General features: G+C 37.6%; 19 protein-coding genes. 3 read left to right on the top strand and 16 right to left on the bottom strand.

Annotation, left to right across the window (positions count from 1 at the left end; all coding sequences use genetic code 11):
* Nucleotides 1-56: 56 nt before the first annotated feature.
* The 7 genes from KI363_RS04575 to KI363_RS04545 form a co-directional block, all read right to left on the bottom strand.
* A complete protein-coding gene (locus KI363_RS04575; protein WP_158321873.1) occupies nucleotides 57-239 on the bottom strand; it encodes a cold-shock protein in 183 nt (60 codons plus the stop codon).
* A gap of 87 nt (nucleotides 240-326) precedes the next feature.
* Nucleotides 327-1157, bottom strand: a complete 831-nt coding sequence (locus KI363_RS04570) for a DUF421 domain-containing protein (RefSeq protein WP_158321888.1) — start codon at nucleotides 1155-1157, stop codon at nucleotides 327-329.
* 59 nt (nucleotides 1158-1216) lie between these two features.
* Nucleotides 1217-1423 carry a DUF1657 domain-containing protein gene (locus KI363_RS04565; RefSeq protein ID WP_158321874.1) on the bottom strand — a complete coding sequence of 69 codons (207 nt, stop codon included), beginning with the start codon at nucleotides 1421-1423 and terminating at the stop codon, nucleotides 1217-1219.
* A gap of 54 nt (nucleotides 1424-1477) precedes the next feature.
* A complete protein-coding gene (locus tag KI363_RS04560; protein WP_158321875.1) occupies nucleotides 1478-1681 on the bottom strand; it encodes a DUF1657 domain-containing protein in 204 nt (67 codons plus the stop codon).
* Nucleotides 1682-1998: 317 nt separating this feature from the next.
* Nucleotides 1999-2970 carry an oxygen-dependent tRNA uridine(34) hydroxylase TrhO gene (trhO, locus tag KI363_RS04555; RefSeq protein WP_212965623.1) on the bottom strand — a complete coding sequence of 324 codons (972 nt, stop codon included), beginning with the start codon at nucleotides 2968-2970 and terminating at the stop codon, nucleotides 1999-2001.
* A 160-nt stretch (nucleotides 2971-3130) separates the two neighbouring features.
* A complete protein-coding gene (mobB, locus tag KI363_RS04550) occupies nucleotides 3131-3643 on the bottom strand; it encodes a molybdopterin-guanine dinucleotide biosynthesis protein B (protein WP_212965622.1) in 513 nt (170 codons plus the stop codon).
* On the bottom strand, nucleotides 3613-4905 hold the full coding sequence (locus KI363_RS04545) for a molybdopterin molybdotransferase MoeA (RefSeq protein ID WP_212965621.1): 1293 nt from the start codon (nucleotides 4903-4905) through the stop codon (nucleotides 3613-3615). The genes mobB and KI363_RS04545 overlap by 31 nt, the downstream gene beginning before the upstream one ends.
* A 238-nt stretch (nucleotides 4906-5143) precedes the next feature.
* Between KI363_RS04545 and KI363_RS04540 the strand changes: the two genes are divergently transcribed.
* Nucleotides 5144-5896 carry a TPM domain-containing protein gene (locus tag KI363_RS04540; protein WP_212965620.1) on the top strand — a complete coding sequence of 251 codons (753 nt, stop codon included), beginning with the start codon at nucleotides 5144-5146 and terminating at the stop codon, nucleotides 5894-5896.
* A gap of 215 nt (nucleotides 5897-6111) precedes the next feature.
* Here the strand turns inward: KI363_RS04540 and KI363_RS04535 are convergent, their stop codons facing one another.
* From KI363_RS04535 to KI363_RS04525, 3 genes are all read right to left on the bottom strand, one after another.
* Nucleotides 6112-8028 carry a vWA domain-containing protein gene (locus tag KI363_RS04535; RefSeq protein WP_212965619.1) on the bottom strand — a complete coding sequence of 639 codons (1917 nt, stop codon included), beginning with the start codon at nucleotides 8026-8028 and terminating at the stop codon, nucleotides 6112-6114.
* A gap of 39 nt (nucleotides 8029-8067) precedes the next feature.
* Nucleotides 8068-8949, bottom strand: a complete 882-nt coding sequence (locus KI363_RS04530) for an ATP-binding protein (RefSeq protein ID WP_158321881.1) — start codon at nucleotides 8947-8949, stop codon at nucleotides 8068-8070.
* Nucleotides 8950-9049: 100 nt separating this feature from the next.
* Nucleotides 9050-9532 carry a Rok-like winged helix domain-containing protein gene (locus KI363_RS04525; protein ID WP_158321882.1) on the bottom strand — a complete coding sequence of 161 codons (483 nt, stop codon included), beginning with the start codon at nucleotides 9530-9532 and terminating at the stop codon, nucleotides 9050-9052.
* Nucleotides 9533-9875: 343 nt separating this feature from the next.
* On the opposite strand from KI363_RS04525, the gene sda reads away from it, so the two are divergent.
* Nucleotides 9876-9998 (top strand): sporulation histidine kinase inhibitor Sda, encoded by a 123-nt coding sequence (sda, locus tag KI363_RS04520; protein ID WP_158321883.1) that lies wholly within the window; start codon nucleotides 9876-9878, stop codon nucleotides 9996-9998.
* Between the two features lie 132 nt (nucleotides 9999-10130).
* Here sda and odhB read toward each other — a convergent pair whose 3' ends face one another.
* Both odhB and KI363_RS04510 read right to left on the bottom strand, forming a co-directional pair.
* On the bottom strand, nucleotides 10131-11372 hold the full coding sequence (odhB, locus tag KI363_RS04515; protein WP_212965618.1) for a 2-oxoglutarate dehydrogenase complex dihydrolipoyllysine-residue succinyltransferase: 1242 nt from the start codon (nucleotides 11370-11372) through the stop codon (nucleotides 10131-10133).
* Between the two features lie 46 nt (nucleotides 11373-11418).
* Complete coding sequence (locus KI363_RS04510) at nucleotides 11419-14262, bottom strand: 2-oxoglutarate dehydrogenase E1 component (protein WP_212965617.1); 2844 nt, start codon at nucleotides 14260-14262, stop codon at nucleotides 11419-11421.
* Between the two features lie 356 nt (nucleotides 14263-14618).
* Between KI363_RS04510 and KI363_RS04505 the strand changes: the two genes are divergently transcribed.
* Entirely contained in the window at nucleotides 14619-15887 is a 1269-nt protein-coding gene (locus KI363_RS04505) for an MFS transporter (RefSeq protein ID WP_212965653.1), read from the top strand.
* Between the two features lie 3 nt (nucleotides 15888-15890).
* On the opposite strand, the gene panF is transcribed toward KI363_RS04505, so the two are convergent.
* The 4 genes from panF to xylA all read right to left on the bottom strand — a co-directional run bounded on the left by panF (nucleotide 15891) and on the right by xylA (nucleotide 20588).
* Nucleotides 15891-17321: a sodium/pantothenate symporter gene (gene panF, locus KI363_RS04500; RefSeq protein ID WP_158324169.1), complete on the bottom strand. Its 1431-nt coding sequence runs from the start codon at nucleotides 17319-17321 to the stop codon at nucleotides 15891-15893.
* Entirely contained in the window at nucleotides 17318-17578 is a 261-nt protein-coding gene (locus KI363_RS04495; RefSeq protein WP_158324184.1) for a YhdT family protein, read from the bottom strand. Before KI363_RS04495 ends, panF begins: the two co-directional genes overlap by 4 nt.
* A gap of 157 nt (nucleotides 17579-17735) precedes the next feature.
* Entirely contained in the window at nucleotides 17736-19235 is a 1500-nt protein-coding gene (xylB, locus tag KI363_RS04490; protein ID WP_212965616.1) for a xylulokinase, read from the bottom strand.
* 27 nt (nucleotides 19236-19262) lie between these two features.
* Nucleotides 19263-20588 (bottom strand): xylose isomerase, encoded by a 1326-nt coding sequence (xylA, locus tag KI363_RS04485; RefSeq protein WP_212965615.1) that lies wholly within the window; start codon nucleotides 20586-20588, stop codon nucleotides 19263-19265.
* Nucleotides 20589-20686: the final 98 nt, after the last annotated feature.

Below are 20686 nucleotides of genomic sequence, written 5' to 3'. Positions count from 1 at the left end.
GGTAAAAAAAGAGAAAAGGACTGTCCTTTTTAGAAAGACAATCCCCTTTTTTTACATTAACTGATAACAGGTAATACTCTTATTTCTTTTTCCATTACTGATTTACAAATAGGGCAAATCGTTTTTTCATCATTAGAAAAGGCATCCCTCATCCAACATGAGCATTCTTCATTCGTACATGACCAAACAACTGTTTCTTTCTCCGGGATTGGTTCCTTAGGTCCCCTTCTGTAAGCCATGGCAAGATCCCCTTTCACATTAATAATTTTATTATACGCCATTAAGATCAATAAACCAAATCACCCCATGATCAGGCCTCCTATGGATTAAGAGTATTTTTGGATAAGAAGATATTCTGACTTCTCTATGATTGATTGTAGTTTATCCGCATTTTTTTTGTACATTTGTTTTGCTTCTTGTGAATCCGTTTCAAGTGAGAATGACTCTAAATCAGCTTGGCACTTTTTCAAAGATGTTAAAAGGGATTGCCTTGGTTTTGTTTCGGGTATTTGTTTCTTATCATCATATATATCCACAGTTAATTGACCATATGTATCCACTTGACCTAAATAAACATTATCAAGGGTTACACCCAATTTTTCTAACTCGGTGTCAAGCCATGCTCTGCTTAGTCCTCTTGATGATAAGCCACCATCGATGATTTTTCCCTCCATGATGACAGCCTGAGGCATTTTTTCTGGAGCAACTTCTAATTGAAGATCAGCGGGGGTAATCGGTTGCTTATCTTTTTTTAACATCACATTTAAATCCCCATTCGATTCCAAAACAGCAAATTCCACATCCGCAACCTGAAAGGCATTCTTTTTTCTTAAGAGTTGTAATAATTCATCAACCGTATACTGTTCCTTCGATAGGTTTTCCTCTTGGATTTTCCCATTTTTTATGACAACAGTGGATGAACCTTCTATAAAATTACGAACTTTTTTGTTTTTTAGGCCAATAATCCCTGCTATAAAAGGAATGGCTGTCCACACTAAAAGACTGTACACCCCGTTCATGAAATGGGTTTCTAATCCTGAGGAGATTTCTGCAGCTATACTACCAACTGTAATTCCAACTATATATTCAAAAAAGGATAGATGCGATAATTGTTTTTTTCCTAACCATTTTGTTAATAAAAATAAGATAAGGACCATAGATGAAGAACGAAGGATGATTTCAAGCCAATTAGGAATATCCACTTCATGTTCCTCCTTTACGAATTTCGGTATTGCTGTTCTTCGGCTTTCATAAATTCAATACGGTGATGTAAATCAAGAATCACGGAATTCATATCCTCCATGCATTCGTGAAAAACTCTTTTCGCTTCTTCATCGGAAGTTATTTCGGCTAGACGACTAAATTCCGCTTGAATGGCTTTTGCAGATGCAAATGTTCCTTTCACATTAGCAAAGACAGTCATGTTCTTATCCTCCTAGTATTAGGAGGAACAGAGTGCTACTCTGTTCCTTTTTAATTATTGGTTATATTGCGGTTCTTCCTGCAAAATTTCTTGAACACGCGGTTCCAGTGTATCAATGATAGACTGAGTTTGCTGAGCGCATGTTTTGTAAAGTTGTTTTGCTTGTTGATTGTCGGTATCTAAAGCAAATCCTTCAAAACTTGCCTGTGCTGTTTTCAATCCGGTTAATGTTTGTTGCACTTTTGTAATAACAGTCATAATCCTTAGCCCCCTCAATCTTTTTTGGAACGTTTATATTATGTGATCCTTATGGCAAGCCATGCTATGAAAAAAATGGGAATAACAAAAGCGCAAGGCGCCCGCCTATCGGCGACAAGCAAATGTTCTGAGACAAAGAAAGGCGTTCTTTGCCTTTCATTGGCTCAGGTTATTTGTCCTCGAGCCGATGGCGCCTGGAGCTAGACGACGAAAGTCAAAATTGCAACATATCCACAGGCGACAATTTTATAATTTTCTTAATCATAAAAAAACAGCGTTGCTTTAACAATAGCAACGCTGTTTTAGTTCAAATACGATTAAACACTTGGTTCTAAATCATGTTTTAGATTTTCTATTCTTTCTTTTACTTCATCTTCACTGAGATTATGTTCTTGAATATATAAATTTCTTGGATGAACGCGGCATTCGTCAGTGCAACTTCTCATATATTTATGTTCATTCTCTTCCGAACACAAAATTTGTTTATTACATTCAGGGTTTGCACAGTTTACATAACGTTCACATGGAGTGCCGTCAAAATAGTCACGTCCAACAATGACATGTTCTTTTTGATTAACCGGAACAGAAATCCTCTCATCAAATACATAACATTGACCATCCCAAAGTTCCCCTTGAACCTCAGGATCCTTTCCATAGGTCACAATACCACCGTGTAGTTGGGCGACATCTTCAAAGCCTTCCTTCTTAAGCCATCCAGAAAATTTCTCACAACGGATCCCGCCTGTACAATAGGTAAGGATTTTTTTTCCTTCCAGTTTTTCTTTATTTTCCCGAACCCAATCAGGCAACTCACGGAATGTTTTAATATCAGGACGGATAGCGCCTCTAAAATGACCAAGATCATATTCATAGTCATTGCGAGCATCAAGCACAATGGTTTCTTCATCTTGCATCGCTTGGTAAAATTCGGATGGTTCAAGATATTTTCCAGTGATTTCATGTGGGTTTATATCATCTTCCAAACGCAGTGTAACAAGTTCGGGGCGATGACGAACATGCATCTTTTTAAAGGCGTGGCCATCAGACTCATCTATTTTAAAGACCATCGTTTCAAAGCGCGGATCTTTTTTCATCTCATTCATATATGTTTCTGTTTGTTCCCATGTACCAGAAACGGTTCCGTTAATCCCCTCACTAGCTACTAAAATTCGCCCTTTTAACCCAATGTTCTTACAAAACTTTAAATGTCTTTTCGCAAATACATCTGGTTCTTCAATTTCTACATACTGATAGTACAACAATACTCTAAACTTTGGATTTTTTTCCACAAAAAATACCACCTATCCTGTTATATTTGCAAGATATAAACGTGTTTAGGAGGATTCGATTTCGGTTTCCCGAATATATACACTTTACTCTTACATTCCTATTTTACCGATTCTAAATCAAAAAATCAACATCTAGTCAAGAGTAAGACAGGTTTGCTCATTATTCCTCGAATAAATACCCGGAAAAGAAATCTTTCACAAAAGCATCACAGTTATGAATGGAATAAACAGGTATTTTCGAAAGCGAAGCAATAGGAATCCAAGAAATAATGGCCTTTATGTTGGATAAATCCTTCAAATGTTCTAGATCATTTTCATTTCGGATTAACACAAACTTTGAAAAGTTTTCCTTTTTATATCCTTCAATGAGAAGAAGATCAATAGGGAAAGCCTGATAAATGGAAACAATCTCCTTTAAATTCCAAAGAGAGTTTTGTGTCGCTAATTGTAAAATCCCATCTCCTTCAACAGCAGAAATCAGAGCCCCTGCGGTTAGATGTTTTTTGCTATCTTTTTGCTGAATGGTTCCCTCAGGTGGTCCTCCATGGCCATGATGTTTTATTGTACCGATTCGAAAGCCCTGTTTTTTTCCATACGCAATTAGTTTTCCCAACAAGGTTGTTTTTCCGCTATTTTGAAAGCCTACAATTTGGAAAATCTTGATTCGATCCATGGATCCTCACTACCTTCTTGGTCCTCTAACATTAAAATCTCAACGGAGTCTTCAACTGCGAATCCTTTTGTCCCTCCGGGTAGTACGGCTAAACAATCTGCCCAAGCTAATGATGTTACCACACCCGACTTATCTAACCCTACTGGATTAGCATATACATGTCCATTTTCTATGGAAAGCTTACATCTAACAAATCGACTGAATGGATTAGCCTTTGGAAAATCGCTTTTCAATTTCCCCGTAATTTTCTTTAAATATGGTTTACTTGAATAAAGCCAATAACGAATATATGGACGTACATATAATTCAAAACCAATATAGCAAGCAGAGGGGTTTCCGGAAAGGCCGAAAAAAAGTTTTCCATCTTTTTGGGCGCAGCTTGTCACACTTCCTGGTCTCATCGCAATCTTATTAAATAAAAGTTCCGCCCCTAGTGATTGATAGACCTTTGGCATATAGTCATAGTCTCCAACAGATACCCCTCCCGTTGTGATCACAATATCACATTCTGTCATTGCCTTTTTAACGATCGAGAGTAAATCTTTAAATTGATCAGCAACAGATCCATATCGTTTATAAAGCCCACCAGCTCTCACTATCTGGGCTTCAATCATATAACCGTTACTGTTACGAATTTTCCCAGGGACTAAGTCCTCTTCTGGTCGTAACAATTCACTACCGGTTGTTATGATTCCAACCAATGGGGGTTTGACACAAGGGACTTCAGGATAACCAAAAGTTGCTAATAATGCTTTTACACCCGGATTAATTTTTTCCCCTTGTTTGATTAAAGAAGTTCCTAATTTCGCGTCTTCTCCTTGAAAAGATATATTATCACCCTTTTGTAGAGGTCTTTTCAGAACGATATATTGTCTCCCATTTGAATGTTTTTTCTCTTGAACAAGTTCCAACATAATGACACAATCAGCATTTTGAGGAATTTGAGCTCCAGTCATAATACGAATGGATTCCATCGAACCTAGTTCATAATGACTCACTGAACCGGCCCCTATTTCATCCACCACTTCAAATGTAAGGGGATTTTCCCTGGAAGCCCCGATTGTATCACTTGCTCTTAAAGCGAAACCATCGTATGGTGAACGATTAAATGGCGGGACATCATGATCAGCTTTTAACGGTTGCGCAAGAAATCGACCGTCACAATCATCAAGGGATACTTTTTCGAAAGAGCCTCTTTTTTTGAAATGCATGACCATCTCTGTTGCTTCTTTAATCCAAATGGGCTTTCTATTTTCTACCAAGATTCTGATCTCCTCTCTGCTCTTATGTTCAACTGAGTATGTAAAAGAATAGTTCTTTATGGATTGTATTTTAAGTTTATCATTTTTTGAAAAACAACACTAATAACAATCATTTTGCATCTCAAAAGCAAACGCAAATTTCTAATACATATTGAAATTAGTCGAAAAGAAGGATAGACTTATTTCTTAATCTAGTAAACACTAAAATAGAGATCTGATTATGAAAGGAAATGTAATCATGAAGAAATGGATCTATGGTATCCTGCTAATCCCTTTGGTCTTTTTATCATTCCAAAAAGTTTCAGCAGAAGATATACCTAAGCCAAGTGGTGATATTTATATTCAAGATTTTGCTGATTTGTTACCGAAAAAGGTAAAGAAAGAGATGGCAGAACTTGGCACTTATCTTGATGAACAAACTGGAGCACAGCTAAGTGTGCTGACCGTTCCTTCCCTCCAAAACACACCTGTACAGGATTACGCAGAGAAAGCATTTCGCGAGTACAAGCTGGGAGATAAGGATAAACAGAATGGTATTTTGCTATTACTTGCAGTTCAAGACCGAAAAATATACATAGAAGTTGGTAAAGGGTTGGAGGCAACATTTCCTCCCGGGAGGATCGGGGAAATATTGGATGCCTATACCCTTCCCTTTTTAGAAAAAGATAATTTTCAAGTAGCCATTTCAAATACATATAACCAATTATTTAATGAAATCGCCATTAAATATGAGCTTGATAAGCGAGCTTCCGCAAAAGGATATGAATATGGCCAAGGTGGATCCTCCCTTCTCACTATTCTTATTTTTATGTTTGTTTTCTTAGGAGTCGTCTTCTTGGATTTTAAATTTTTAGGCGGTGCATTGTGTTTTGCTCTTCTGCGAATTTTAACGTCTCCCTTGCGACGACGGAAAAAAAAGAAGCAACAAGGAGGCACTTCCAGTCATGATCAAGCAAAAAGAGTAAAAGTAAGAGAAAGATATAGAAGATAAAGCTATCCCCAGGCTGTTTTAACAGCGGGATAGCTTTTTTAAAAGATAAGAAAGTATAAATTTTGGCTAATGCTTGATCCAGCTCCAGGCGCCATCGGCTCGAGGTCAAATAACCTGAACCAATGAAAGGCAAAAAAGCACCTTTCTTTGGTTCAGAACATTTGCTTGTCGCCGATAGGCGGGCGCCTTGCGCTTTTCTTATATAACCAATGATTTTATTCGTTTAAAGATTTAAGAAGCAATTTCTTTAATAATGGAAAGAGTAGTTCCGGCAAAGTTTCGATTGAAGGTGAAATTAAACTGTAAGCCCCATAAATATTTTGGAAAACCTTACGTTGTTCGTCCCCCACTCCATTTACAGATAAATAGATATTGATCACTTCGATTCCCCTTTTTCGAGCATCTATCACGGCCATATGAGTGTCAATAATCCCATTTTGGTCATATCCGAAAGCAGCTGGTTCCCCATCAGAAAATACGATTAGAAATTTTTGTTTTTCTCCTCTACTTAATAATCTTTCGGTCATTACTCGAATGGCAAACCCATCGCGGTTATCTTCCTCCGCTTTCAATTGCATAATTTCGGGGCCTGTTTTCCTCTTTAGTGAATTTGAAAAAGTGATAGGCTGAAAAAAATAATTGGGTTGTCTTTCTTGAGTCGCATCATTGGCATCTTCCCAAAAGCCTGTTATTTCATGAGGTACACGAACAGATTTTAAAGCCTCATGAAATAAAGTAATGCCTTTCTTTGTCTCCTCCATTTTATCTTGCATGGAAGCAGAGCAATCCACTAGCAAACTAAAAACGGCATCGATCTTAGTCGATTTTTCCGTCTTTTTATAAAACAGTCTTTTTTGGTCATCTGTGAAAAAGTCTATTACATTTTTGTTCAGACGACCTATTTGTAATCGGGTACGTGGAAGCTGTTTTTTATGTTCAAGAGTCATATCAATTGTCCGTTTTAACTTTTTTTGATACAAAGTCATCGACTCTTTATAAAGTTGATATTGACTAATTTCTTCATTTTTTGGCAAGGAAGGCGAAAGAAAAATGGCCTCTGCATACCGATTTTCCAATCCATATGGGGCATGAACAGGATCACCCCCATCATTTTTCCTTCCCAAATCTTCCATATCGGAATAATCCTTATATTGACTCTTCCCTGCTTTTCCTTTTACAATCGCTAGCGCTTGATCACCAGCTTCTCCTTCCCTTGCTTCATTTGTAAAGATGTCTGTTTGTGTACCTTGATCAAGGTCAAATTGTAAAAAGTTTTTCCCGGGTTCACTTGTTTCACGATGCCAGGTTTTCATTTCTTCCTTAAAAAACTCCTCATCTCCTGCCGCTTTCTCTTCCGATTGATCATCATTGATGAGCTTATCCTTTCTTAATAAATCTCGATAATTTATATGTTGATCCTGCGTTTCACTATTATGAAGGTGAAAATAATCATTTAATAAATCCCGTTTTACAAAATCTTCTAATAGCGTCACAATTTGCATACAGTTTTTAGCGACATCATTCGTTGAACGAGCATCGAACAAGTATTCTAATTTTTTTCGATACGGAGATAAAACTGGATTGATATCAGCATGGATTCCCGGTATTTCGAAAAGCGGTGTTTGCGCATTCCATACGAGATAAGCAAGATTAAAAAGGACATCAGTAAATAAACTTCTTTCCATATTTACTTTCCACTGATTCTGAAAAAAACCTAAATAAACTTTCCTACGATTAGTAAATTCCCTTCTCATTCCTGGCCTTTTTCTTTTGCAAATTTCTTCTAATCTTAAATCCTCTGCAAGTGCAAATAATTGCTTCGCAAAACGAGGAAGCTTTGTGGATTGCGACCAATCTATAAATTTATGGACTACTTTTTGGTCTGTAAAATAGTAATTCCCCAATGCTCGTAAATAAACATCACTCTTCATCCCGGAAATCATATAAATTTCTGAACGATGATTCCAGAAATGACTGGCATATATTTTTTTGTCCGCGGTATCTAAATACGAATGAACACGTAGTTCAACCTCATATTCTGAATCTTTTACAAGTGTTTTGGCAAGATCGGACAATTCCATCACGAGTAGTGAATCAATTTTTTCATCATTAAAATCGATGAAACGATACATTCTTTTCACTCCCTTATAGAATGAGCACAAGCGCTGTAGCTAGACTTCGAATAACGTAGACGCAATATTCATGATGGCAGCTTTTTCTCTTTCTTCTTCAAACTTATCGGCGATTCCACGTTGAATCGCTCTTAATGGTGGTAAATAGGCTGATAAGTCACAGGTATCTATCAAAGCTCGAATCGAAGCTGCCTCTTCCGGTACTTGTCCATTACGCACCTGTGTGATTAAATCCTCAGATAATAATACATACTTATCTATTAACGCTTCGTCCTTTAAAATACTTTCTGTCTTTAGAACCGTTTTTAAAATATCCCCTTGAATATAGGGAACATCGAGAACAACAAATCTATTTTTTAACGCCTCATTTAAAGGAACCGTTCCAATATACCCTTCATTAATAGCCGCGATCACGCCAAAGCCATTTTCGGCATGAATCGTTTCCCCAGTAAATGGGTTAAAAACAGATCGACGATAATCTAGAATGCTGTTTAAAATCGGTAATGTTTCCGGCTTTGCCATATTGATTTCATCGACATACAATAGATGGCCATTTTTCATCGCTTTAACGACTGGACCAGGAACAAATTCAATGATCTGTTTTCCATCTTTTTCATTAATCGTTTTAAAACCTAAAAATGCTTCAGCGTCCAAATCTACAGAACAATTAATACTGTGCATGGGTTGCTTGAAGATTTGTGATAAATTTTCCGCCAACTTCGTTTTGCCAGACCCTGTAGGTCCTTTAAGCAAAAGATTTTTCCCTAATGCCAAAGAGATGACGGCATCCGATAATAATTCATCATCCTCCGATAAAAATTGGGTTATCTGATATTGATCTATATTCGTTTGCTGCGAAAACTTCTCATGTCGCTCCTTAATGACTCGCTCTATTGCCTGTGGTAAATATAATGTATTCATGCATGATGTCCTCTCTAAAATAGTAAAAACTCACATCTATTTATTTTAACAAAAATAAATAAGACTTGCTCATAAGCAAGCCTAAGTAAATATGAAGTTTTTACTGATTCGAGTATTTCTGTTGTCCCTGATCATATACATAAAGGCCTCTTCCTACCTTGATAATATGGTAATCTGATTCACGGATTGTATTCATAAATGTTGTCATATTCGCGATATGTGAACCAGCAGCAGCCTCAATTTTATCTTTTAAATCTTTTCCACGTACAGGGGAGTCTGCTTCCTTTAATATATCAATCGCAATTTCCCTTAATTTAGTTGTTTTACTTCTTCTTGAAGGTCGCCCTTTTCTTTTCCTTGGTATAGGGACCGAAGTACTTTTAACATCATCCGGTTGGTTTCCTGTTGGATTACTTTTTTCATGTTGTTCATTGTCTATCTGCTCCGTTGTATCCTGTTCATCTAATTCTCTTAACCGTTTAAAAATAAAACTTCTCTCTTTGTGTATATCTTCTAATATCTTTTTCTCCATATTGTCCATTTGCTCTAGTCTAGTTTTTAATGCGTTCCTTTCATCAAACAACATTATTCCCTCCTAGTCCCCGTGCCAATTATTATATTTTACTCTCTATCTTAGATTATGGGCAAAATTGATAAGAAAGGCAAGATGATTTAGAAAATTATCTATCATGAAAAAAGTCGTGTGTTTCAATTTAAAATCAGGATATGCCTGATTACATCATACCCATCCATTTTTTCGATTAATGGCGTTAATTTTTTGAAGATACGTCTCACACATCCATTATATAAAGCGCTTCATTAATTTCGAAACAAATTAAGCAAACCCCTTTCCTTTTCGTTCTAAAAAAGGTAAAATAAGTTATGACAATTGAATAATCCAATTTCACGAGGAGGTTTTACTAGCAATGAAAATTATGAGTAATGAACTGCTGGTCGCTGCCTATCGAGATGCAAAGAAAAATAACCATGAAAGTGAATGGATTAGGTTACTGAAGTCAGAAATTAAAAAACGTGGATTAAAAACTTAACTTATATATATAACCATATATCTATAAATATAGTAGCGTGCCAATTCTATTTGGCACGCCTTTTAATTTGGACAATGAGTAGTTGTACACAAAGGGCCGACAAAATGTCGGCCCTTTGCTAAATACGTATCATTACCCTTCCAGAAGAAGATCTTCAGGATTTTCTAACAGTTTTTTGATGGTTACGAGGAAACCTACAGCTTCTTTTCCATCAATGACTCTATGATCATAAGACAAGGCTACATACATCATTGGTCGATTTTCCATGCGTTCAGCATCAATTGCAACCGGTCGTGTTTGAATGGTATGCATTCCCAAAATCCCTACTTGTGTACCATTTAAAATAGGAGTTGATAAAAGGGAACCAAACACCCCACCATTTGTAATCGTAAATGTTCCACCAGATAAATCACTTAGGGTTAATTTATTATCTCTTGCCTTATTCGCAACAGCTAAAATATCTGCCTCGATTTCAGCAAAATTTTTACGATCACAATCACGGATGACAGGAACAACTAATCCTTCATCAGTTGAAACAGCAACACCAATATCATAGAAGTTTTTCATGATTAACTCATCACCATCAAGTTCAGAGTTGACAGCTGGATATTTTTTAAGAGCTGCTACAACAGCCTTTGTAAAGAAGGACATAAATCCTAAGCGAACATCATGTTCTTTTACAAAATTATCTTTTTTACGTTTACGTAAATCCATAACGGCTGTCATATCAATTTCATTGAAGGTAGTCAGCATCGCTGTATTTTGTTTCACTTCTAACAGACGCTTGGCAATTGTTTGCCGACGTCTAGATAGACGCACTCTTTCAACCGGCTTTTCATCTCCTGGAACAGCAGGGGATGCAGGACTTTGCGCTGGTGCAGGCGTCGCCTCTTGTTTCGGCTGATTGGAATATAACGAAACATCTTGTTTTCTAACACGTCCCATTGGATCAACAGTTGGCACTTGTGAAAGATCAATGCCTTTTTCTCTAGCTAATTTTCGAGCCGCAGGAGAAGCGATTGTTCTTTCTTTTTTCTCTTCAGTCTCTTTTTCCGTTGCAACTTCTACCGTTTGTTCTTCCTTCGGCTTTTCTTCTACCTGTTCATTTGCCGGAGCGTCGTTGTTATCTGCTTTCCCTTCCCCGGCTTCGACAATCGCAATCACTTCACCGACCTGAACGGTATCCCCTTCTGCTGCTATTAATTCCTTTACAATTCCTTCTTCTTCAGAAATGACTTCAAGATTAACCTTATCCGTTTCAAGCTCTACAATATATTCTCCCTTATCTACATGATCGCCCGGTTGTTTCAACCATTGTGCGATTGTACCTTCCGTAATCGATTCTGCTAATTCAGGTACTTTAATTTCAGCCACTTTGAAATCCTCCTCTAATGGTTACCATACATTTGTGTTATATAATTTATAATCTGTTTAATGCTTCTCTAATGATGCGCTTTTGTTCTTTTTTATGAACAGTCGGATCTCCTTCAGATGGGCTAGACCGTCTTCTACGACCAGTATATTTAAGCTCAACGCCAGTTGGAGCTAGCTTGCGCAAATATGAATCAACATGTGTCCATCCACCCATATTCTTTGGTTCTTCCTGTACCCAAACGAGTTCCTTAACATTAGGATATTGGGCTAATATTTCTTTAATCCTTTCGGATGGGAACGGATATAATTCTTCTACTCTTAAAATATGAAGCCAATCTAAATTCTTCTCATTTTCCAATTGCTCGGCCAAATCAATACTAATTTTCCCACTACAAAGAACGATTCTTTCTACAGCTTCTTTCTTCTGACCAAGCCCAGTTTGTTCAATGACGGTTTGGAAGCTTCCTTTTACAAGATCCTGTATATCTACAGAAGCCAGTGGATGTCGCAATAAATATTTCGGTGTCATAATCACAAGTGGTTTCACATTTTCTTTACCAAGGGATGCTGCTTGTCTTCTAAGCAAATGGAAATATTGCGCAGCACTTGAAAGATTAGCAACCGTCCAATTGTTTTCCGCCGCACTTTGTAAAAACCTTTCCACTCTTCCGCTTGAATGTTCAGGCCCATGTCCTTCATATCCATGAGGAAGAAGTAAAACCAGTCCTGATTTTTGACCCCATTTTGCTCTTCCTGACGAAATAAATTGGTCAAAATATACCTGTGCCATATTGGCAAAATCTCCAAATTGCGCTTCCCACAGTACAAGGGTTTCTGGAGCAAAAACATTATAACCGTATTCAAAACCAACTACGCCAGCTTCTGTTAATGGACTGTTATACACGGCAAAAGAAGCTCGAGCATCAGGAATATGATGCATTGGTATTAACTCTTTTCCAGTTTTCTCATCATGTAAGACAAGATGGCGTTGTGCAAATGTCCCTCTTTGTGTATCCTGGCCAGTAAAGCGAATTGGAGTACCATTTCTTAAAATGGTGGCAAACGCAAGGGATTCTGCATGTGCCCAATCAATTTTACCCTTACCAGAGAAAACGGCTTCTCTTCTTTTTAATATCCTGCTTAATTTTTGGAAAACATGAAAATCCTTAGGCCAGTCTAATAGTGCATTATTGATGGTTTTCAAATCTTCTTCCGAAACTGTTGTTGGTCCATCCTGTAAAGCTGCCATAACATTTTCAGGTGGATTCATGGAGATATCTGGTTCGTCCGTACTTTTAGCCGCACCATCATACTCCCTTTGGAGTGTTTGAAAGATTTTTTCGTCGATCTTTTTCACTTCTTCCTTTGAGAGAATCCCTTTTTCAATTAAACGTTCAGCATAAATTTCTTTTACTGTTGGATGGTTATTTACGACATTGTACATTACAGGATTTGTCACCATCGGTTCATCCGTTTCGTTATGGCCATAACGACGATAACCAATCAAATCAATGACGAAGTCTTTATGGAACTTCTGTCGATATTTATAAGCCAAAATACCCGCCGCTAATACAGCTTCTGGATCATCCGCATTCACATGAACAATTGGAATTTCAAACCCTTTTGCAATATCAGACGCATATTTTGTCGACCTTGAATCCGAACTTTCTGTTGTAAATCCAATCATATTATTGGCAATAATGTGAATGGTTCCACCCGTATCATAGCCTTTTAGATGTCCCATATTTAATGTTTCTTGGACAATTCCTTCTCCAGCAAACGCGGCATCTCCATGAATAGAAATCGCTAAGCTACTTGACATATCTTGTTGTGGAATACCAGGTTGGCTTCGATCTTCTTGGGCAGCGCGAGTGTAACCGTCAACAACCGGCCCCACGACTTCTAAGTGGCTAGGATTGTTCGCAAGGGTAATTCGAGTTTGGGTTGTATCACCTCGTTTTACTCTTTTATCAGCGCCAAGATGATATTTTACATCTCCTGTCCAACCATATGTAATCCCGATGGATCCTTCAGATGGGATCAAATCTTTATTCGGTGCATGCTGGAATTCAGAGAATATTAATTTGTAAGGTTTTTCTAGGACATGGGCCAGAACATTTAGTCGTCCACGATGTGCCATTGCAATATTAATTGTTTTCGTTCCCGTTTCCACTGTAGAATTAATAATTTTATCAATTAAAGGAACGAGTGTATCTAATCCTTCAATAGAGAAACGTTTTTGACCAACAAATGTCCGATGGATAAATTTTTCAAATCCTTCTACTTCTGAAAGACGGTGGAATACTTTGATTCTTTCTTCCTTTGTAAGGGAAGGATAAAAACTCTCAGATTCAATTTGCTCTTGAAGCCAATTTTTCTCTTCTAACTCATGAACATGATGGTATTCAAAAGCAATTTTCTTTGTATATACTTTTTTCAAATGATTAATGGCCTCTAGTCCATCTCTTAAATCCGCTGGTGCATTCGGAGAAATTAAGGATGGTGGGATATTTTTTAGATCTTCTTCCGTTAAATTAAATTGAGATGGTTCAATATATCTTGCATCAATATCCCGAAGGTTTAAAGGCCTAATGTCTGCAGCTAAATGCCCGTATGTACGAATATTATCAGCAAGCTTAATAGCACTAGCAATTTTACTGTACATGTCAGGGCTTTCCGGAATTTGAAAAGAAACATCAACCTGACCTTTTGTTGTTCCGCTTGCTTCTACTGCCTGGGGTGCGCCCCATTGATCAAATAATGTCTTTAGCTCAGGATCAATACTACTGGGATCATTGACATACTCATCGTAAATTTCCATTACATAACCAAGATTCGGACCTGAAAATTTCTGCCAGGGCGACGCTTGATATGAAGAGTTTTTACTCATTTGTGATACGCCTCCACGATTGCAACCAATTTATTTTGAATAAATCATCCATTAAAAATATAAAACCCTATCATTATTTTAGCACTGTATTTGCATAATTTAAAGGAAATTTGTCTAATTTATGAAGGTTCTAAAATAGTTTGTTGATTAGGGTTTTAATAGAAAATTCAACCATATCAATCTTACTATTATTCCATAAAAATGCAATGATTTTGTTTGGTCATTTTTTCTTTTTTTCTTGTTTACATTTATATCCAGTTTACCCGAATTTTTGTTTTCTTAAAAAGATGGGTTCACCAGGATAAAAAGAGAAAATCAGTTAATAGTAAAATTATCATGATTGAAAGGAAAAAATGATGGTGACAAATAACAAACAAATAGAATTAAATAGCACTAATGCGAAACCCAATAAAAAGTTAGCCATTATGGCGATTGCATCTATTCCACTAATCATGACACTAGGGAATTCAATGTTAATTCCCATCCTACCTTTAATGGAAAAGGAACTCAATATTTCTAAATTTCAGTCTAGCTTGATCATAACGGTGTATTCTATCGTTTCCATTTTTTTAATTCCAGTTGCTGGTTTTCTTTCCGACAAATACGGACGGAAAGTAGTGATCATCCCTTCGTTGATCTTAACTGGGATTGGCGGAATTATTTGTGGTTGGGCAGCATGGCAACTCAATTCTGCTTTTACTTGGATTATTATAGGAAGAGTCTTCCAAGGAATTGGGGCATCAGGCGCTTTTCCAATTGTTTTACCTTTAGTTGGCGATATATGTAAGGAAGAAGCGGAAGCAAGTGCCTCCCTTGGAATAATTGAAACTTCCAATACTTTTGGGAAAGTACTAAGCCCGATATTAGGTTCATTGATTGCCGGGATTATTTGGTTTATGCCTTTTTTTGCTATCCCAATCCTAAGCCTCCTTTCTTTATTATTAATTGTTTTTTTTGTAAAAAAACCTAAGGGAGATCATCATGAACTTTCTTTTGGTCGTTTCACTAAAAATATAAAAGAGATATTTAAACAGCATTGGAGATGGCTTATTGCAGTTTTTATGATTGGAGCTATTCTTATGTTTATTTTATTTGGCTTACTCTTTTATCTTTCTTCTATCTTGGAGGATAAATATCATTATGATGGAGTTAAAAAAGGATTCTTGCTCGCCATTCCTTTAGCTGCCTTGTGTATCGCCTCTTTTATAGCTGGAAAGATGATTAAAGACAATTTAACAAGGATGAAATGGATCACGTTTTGTGGCACTGTTTTGACAGGTATATCCATTGGTGTCACTATGTTATCTGAAAAGTTTATTTACTTAATTGTCGTTTTTCTAATTTGTGGGATCGGAATTGGCGCTGCTTTACCTTGTCTTGATTCGATTTTGACGCAAAGCATTGAAAAAGAAATGCGAGGAACAATCACTTCTATCTTCAGTTCCATGCGTTTCCTAGGTGTTGCTGCCGGACCACCAGTTATTGCTTTGCTCATGAAGGGAAAAATATTTGATATGGTTATAGTATTAGGCACCCTAAGCGTGGTTGGAGCTTGGCTTTCCTTTAAAGCCATAAAACCCGAAAAAGAAAAACAGGCCCCTAAAGTTAAGCCTGTCTTAGAATAAAAGCTATAGGGTTAAAGCAGGTTTTGTTATCTTTGATATGAGCACAAAGACCACTAAAGAAATAAGTACAGGAAGTACGACAGTATGCATCCCTAATGCATTTGGCCAAAAAAGATGGAAACAGATATAAGTGCCCATCCCGGCGAACATCGAACTAATTGCACCATATTTATTTGCCTTTTTCCAATACAGACCTAACACAATGGGCCAAATAAATACGGCCTCTAGGCCTCCGAAGGAAAATAGATTGAGCCAAATTAAGAAATCCGGGGGTTGAATTGCTAAAAAGAAAACTGACACTCCAATAATAGCTGTAATCCAGAAGCTTATTTTCTTTACTTTAGCTATCTTAGCATTTGGATTAATGAAGTTTAGGTAAAGATCTTTCACAAGGGCTGATGAAACTAATAACAATAAAGAATCCACTGTAGACATAATCGCTGCCATGGGAGCTGCTAACACAATACCAGCAGCCCATGGAGGTAATATCTCAAGAGTCAGTAATGGCATGACTGTGTCTGCATCTTCCAGACCTGGGATTATCACCCTAGCAAACACACCAGCTAAATGCATCCCAAGCATAATCACACCAGTGACAAAAGTTCCGATAATAATAGCTCGATGCATAGCATTCGAATTTTTATAAGACATCGCCCTCACTGCCACTTGTGGTAGACCAACTACACCAACCCCTACTAATATCCAAAAGGAAGATACATATAAAGGGGTCAAACTACGATCTGATCCATATGGACTTAATAAGTTGGGGTTTTCACTTCTTAATTCAGACATAATCGTATCGATACCGCCACCAGCGATAATGGCTGCAATCAGCAAAATCACCGTTCCACCTAACATGATAAGTCCTTGAATACTATCGGTAATCGCGACAGCCCTAAATCCGCCAATGATAACATAAACTAAAACAGAGACCGCAAATATAACAAGGGCGGAAAAATAAGATACACCGATAACGGACTCAATCAGCCTCGCTCCGCCCACCCATTGAGCGATCATCGCAGAAAATAAAAAAATCGTAATACTTAAGGCTGATAAAATACTGACCCATTTCGATTGATAGCGACTTTGTAAAAAATCGGTGATCGTAACAGCTTTATATTTTCTTGACATAATGGCGAACTTTTTACCAAGAACCATTAAAATAAAATAACCTGTTACTACTTGGGACATGGCAAGCAATACCCATGCTAAGCCATAATGATAAGCTGCCCCAGGGCCACCCAAAAAACTACTGGCACTTCCATAAGTCGCCACCATCGTCATCGCTAAAACAAAGCCACCTAATTGCCGACTTCCCAAAAAGTATTCTTGTATAAAAGAATCAGAGGTTTTGACAAATCTCGCTGCATAAAAGCCAGCAATAAAAATAATCACCAGAAAGAGAAGTAATGGGGTAATAACTTGGAGATTCAATCCTCATCCTCCTCTTCGAAAGGTAGATCATGAAAAAATATTTTTACAAAAAAGACCACGAATAAAAAAATTATGATAAAACCTAGAATACAGCTATAAAAAAACCAAGCCGGAAAACCTAATATGTATTGATAATCCTCTACTGGTTTATTTCCTAACCCATATGCAAATCCATACCACCAAAGGAAATGAAAGATCACTAGCCCAACTCCGATCCATGCTTCCCTTCGAGAAATACGTATCTGTTCCTCGCTCATTCCCAGCTTCTTCACCAGTTCCTTACTCCTTCCAGTATTGTTCTAGATTCCAACATATAATCCAATTTTCTTGTTTTATTATATAGAAACTACCGAGATCACTCAACTTCTTAAGATTCCTGCTAACAAAAAAGCACTAGCCTGAGGCCAATGCTTTTTATGCTCGAAATGCTGTAAGTTGTTCATTCATTTTTTTCGTTTGCGGGTAAATTTCTTGATAAACAGCAAATAATTTTTTATATTTCTCTACATTTTCTTGCTTCGGTACAACTTCCTTCTCTTCCTTTAAGAATGTACCGGCACATTCTTTCAAGGAATCAAACCAATTACAACCATAGGCAGCTAACATAGCGGCTCCCATTCCGGGCCCTTGCTCACTAGCTAATTTTACGATTTTTGCATTAAAGATATCCGCTTGGATTTGTAGCCATTCATCATTTTTTGCTCCTCCGCCAATCGTGATGATCGTGTCAATCTGTTTCCCGTTTTTTCGGAAGATCTCAATCGATTCATTCAGTGAAAAAGTAATACCTTCTAATACAGCACGAACAAAATCTTTCCGCCTGTGAGAACCATCCATCCCGATAAAGCTACCTCTTATCGCGGCATCCGCATAAGGAGTTCTCTCCCCTACCAAATACGGGGTGAAAAGTAAGCCCTTCGAACCTACTGGCACCGTATGAATATCTGCTAACAAATCATCAAAGGATTCTTCTGACGCAAATACATCTTTAAACCAGCTTAAACTATAACCAGCTGCTAACGTAACACCCATCGTATAATAAGCATCAGGGGCACCGTGATTAAAGTAATGAACCTTCCCTTGGAAATCTTTCTCGTTGCTCCCTTCATAAGACAATACAACACCGGATGTCCCAATACTGCAAAGCGTTTGGCCATCCACTAAGATTCCTGCACCAATCGCACCACAGGCATTATCTGCTCCACCTGCAAACACGCGAGTAGAAGGTGATAGTCCAGTTGCCTTTGCCATTTCCGCAGTAATCGTGCCCGCTTCGTCATAAGCTTCTATTAATGGTGGGCAAAGTTCAGCATTAATCCCAACTAAGTCGCACATTTCCTTACTCCACGTTTTTTCACGTATATCGAGCAAAAGTGTCCCAGCAGCATCCGAGTAATCCATGTGAATGTTTCCTGTTAATCTGTACCGTAGATAATCCTTTGGTAGTACAAAGGTTGTAGTCTCCGCAAAGATTTTTGGTTCATGCTTTTTCACCCATAAAATTTTTGGCAATGTAAATCCTTCTAATGCAGGATTTTTTGTAATGGCGAGTAGGCGTTCTTCACCTATTTCATCGTAAATTTGCTGACACTCGGCTGTTGTCCGGGTATCATTCCAAAGGATGGCATTTCGCAAAACTTCATTGTTTTTATCCAGCAATACAAGCCCATGCATTTGCCCAGAGAAGCTAATTCCTTCAATTTCTTCTACATCGCCAGTGAATTTCTTTAAGAGATCAGACAATCCTTCGACCGTCTGATCAACCCAATCCTGTGGATTTTGCTCACTATAGCCTGTTTTCTCTTGATAGAGTGGATAAGGCTTGGAAACTTCATCTACCACTTCACCTATTTGGTTCACTAATAAAATTTTCACAGCACTTGTGCCTAAATCAACACCAATCACATATTTCATAGTGTCACCTTCATTCTTGTACTAGCTTTACTCACCAGCAAATGCTGTTAGTAAATACTGGTTAATGGTTGCTTTAATCTTTTCTAAACGTCCTGATTGATGTTGAATCTCCTTCAGCCCTAATGCATATTCTTCTAGTTGATGGAAATCAGCTTTTCCTTGAACAATCTCAAGTCCAATTCCCTCTTTAAAACTACTGTAGCGATCTTCAATCACTTCATCAAGCACCTTATCATCGACTAATTTTTGAGCCACTTTAAGACCGACAGCAAATCCATCCATTCCAGCAATATGGGCGTGGAATAGATCTTCGGGTTCGAAGGAACCACGGCGAACCTTTGCGTCAAAGTTTAAACCACCTTTTCCTAAACCACCATTTTTAATAATTTCATACATAGCAAGAGTTGTAGAATAAAGATCTGTTGGAAATTCGTCTGTATCCCAACCTAGTAGCGGATGACCTTGGTTAGCATCAACGGAACCTAGCATCCCGTGGATACGTGCATAATGTAATTCATGTTCAAACGTATGACCTGCAAGTGTCGCATGGTTCGCTTCAATATTAAATTTAAAATGGTCCTGCAGATCGTAATTTTGTAGGAAAGCATAACCACTTGCCACATCAAAATCATATTGGTGTGTGGTTGGCTCTTTTGGTTTTGGTTCAATCAGGAATTGACCATCAAAACCAATTTCTTTTGCATAGTCTACAGCCATATGGAAGAAACGGCCAAGATTATCCAATTCAAATTTCATATCCGTATTAAGAAGAGTTTCATATCCTTCACGCCCTCCCCAGAATACATAGTTTTCCGCTCCTAATTCTTTGGCTATTTCTAATCCTTTCTTCACCTTTGCTGCAGAGTAGGCAAAGACATCTGCATGATTGGAGGAAGCAGCGCCATGAATAAAACGTGGGTGTGTGAAATTATTAGCTGTATTCCAAAGTAGTTTGGTCTTGCTATCTTTCATATAATCTTTCATACTGGCAACAATAGTGTCTAAGTTTTTATAGGTTTCTCTTAAACTATCGCCTTCTGGTGCTATATCTACATCATGGAAACAAAAATATGGAACATTTAATTTCTCAAAGAACTCAAAGGCTGCCTCAAGACGCGCCCTCGCAAGGTCCATTCCCTCATATTGATCCCAAGGTCTTTGCATCGTCCCTGCTCCAAATGGATCTGAACCATCCGCAACAAATGTGTGCCAATAGGCAACCCCAAATCGAAGGTATTCTTCCATTGTTTTACCACCGATTATTTCTTCAGGATTATAAAATTTAAAAGCATATGGGTTTGTCGATTTTGGTCCTTCATAATTAATTTTACCAATGTTGTTAAAGTAACTCATATTGAAACCTCCTTGAAATTTAAGTATCATGTAAATGCTTGCAAATGTATTATAACAATCATTTTAAAGTTTGTCTATCGAATAAACTAAGTGTATAC

The organism is Lederbergia ruris (assembly GCF_018332955.1).
GTDB lineage: Bacteria > Bacillota > Bacilli > Bacillales > Bacillaceae_C > Lederbergia > Lederbergia ruris.
The sequence above is the reverse complement of the archived record's forward strand: the minus strand, read 5'-3'. Positions and strand labels throughout refer to the sequence as shown.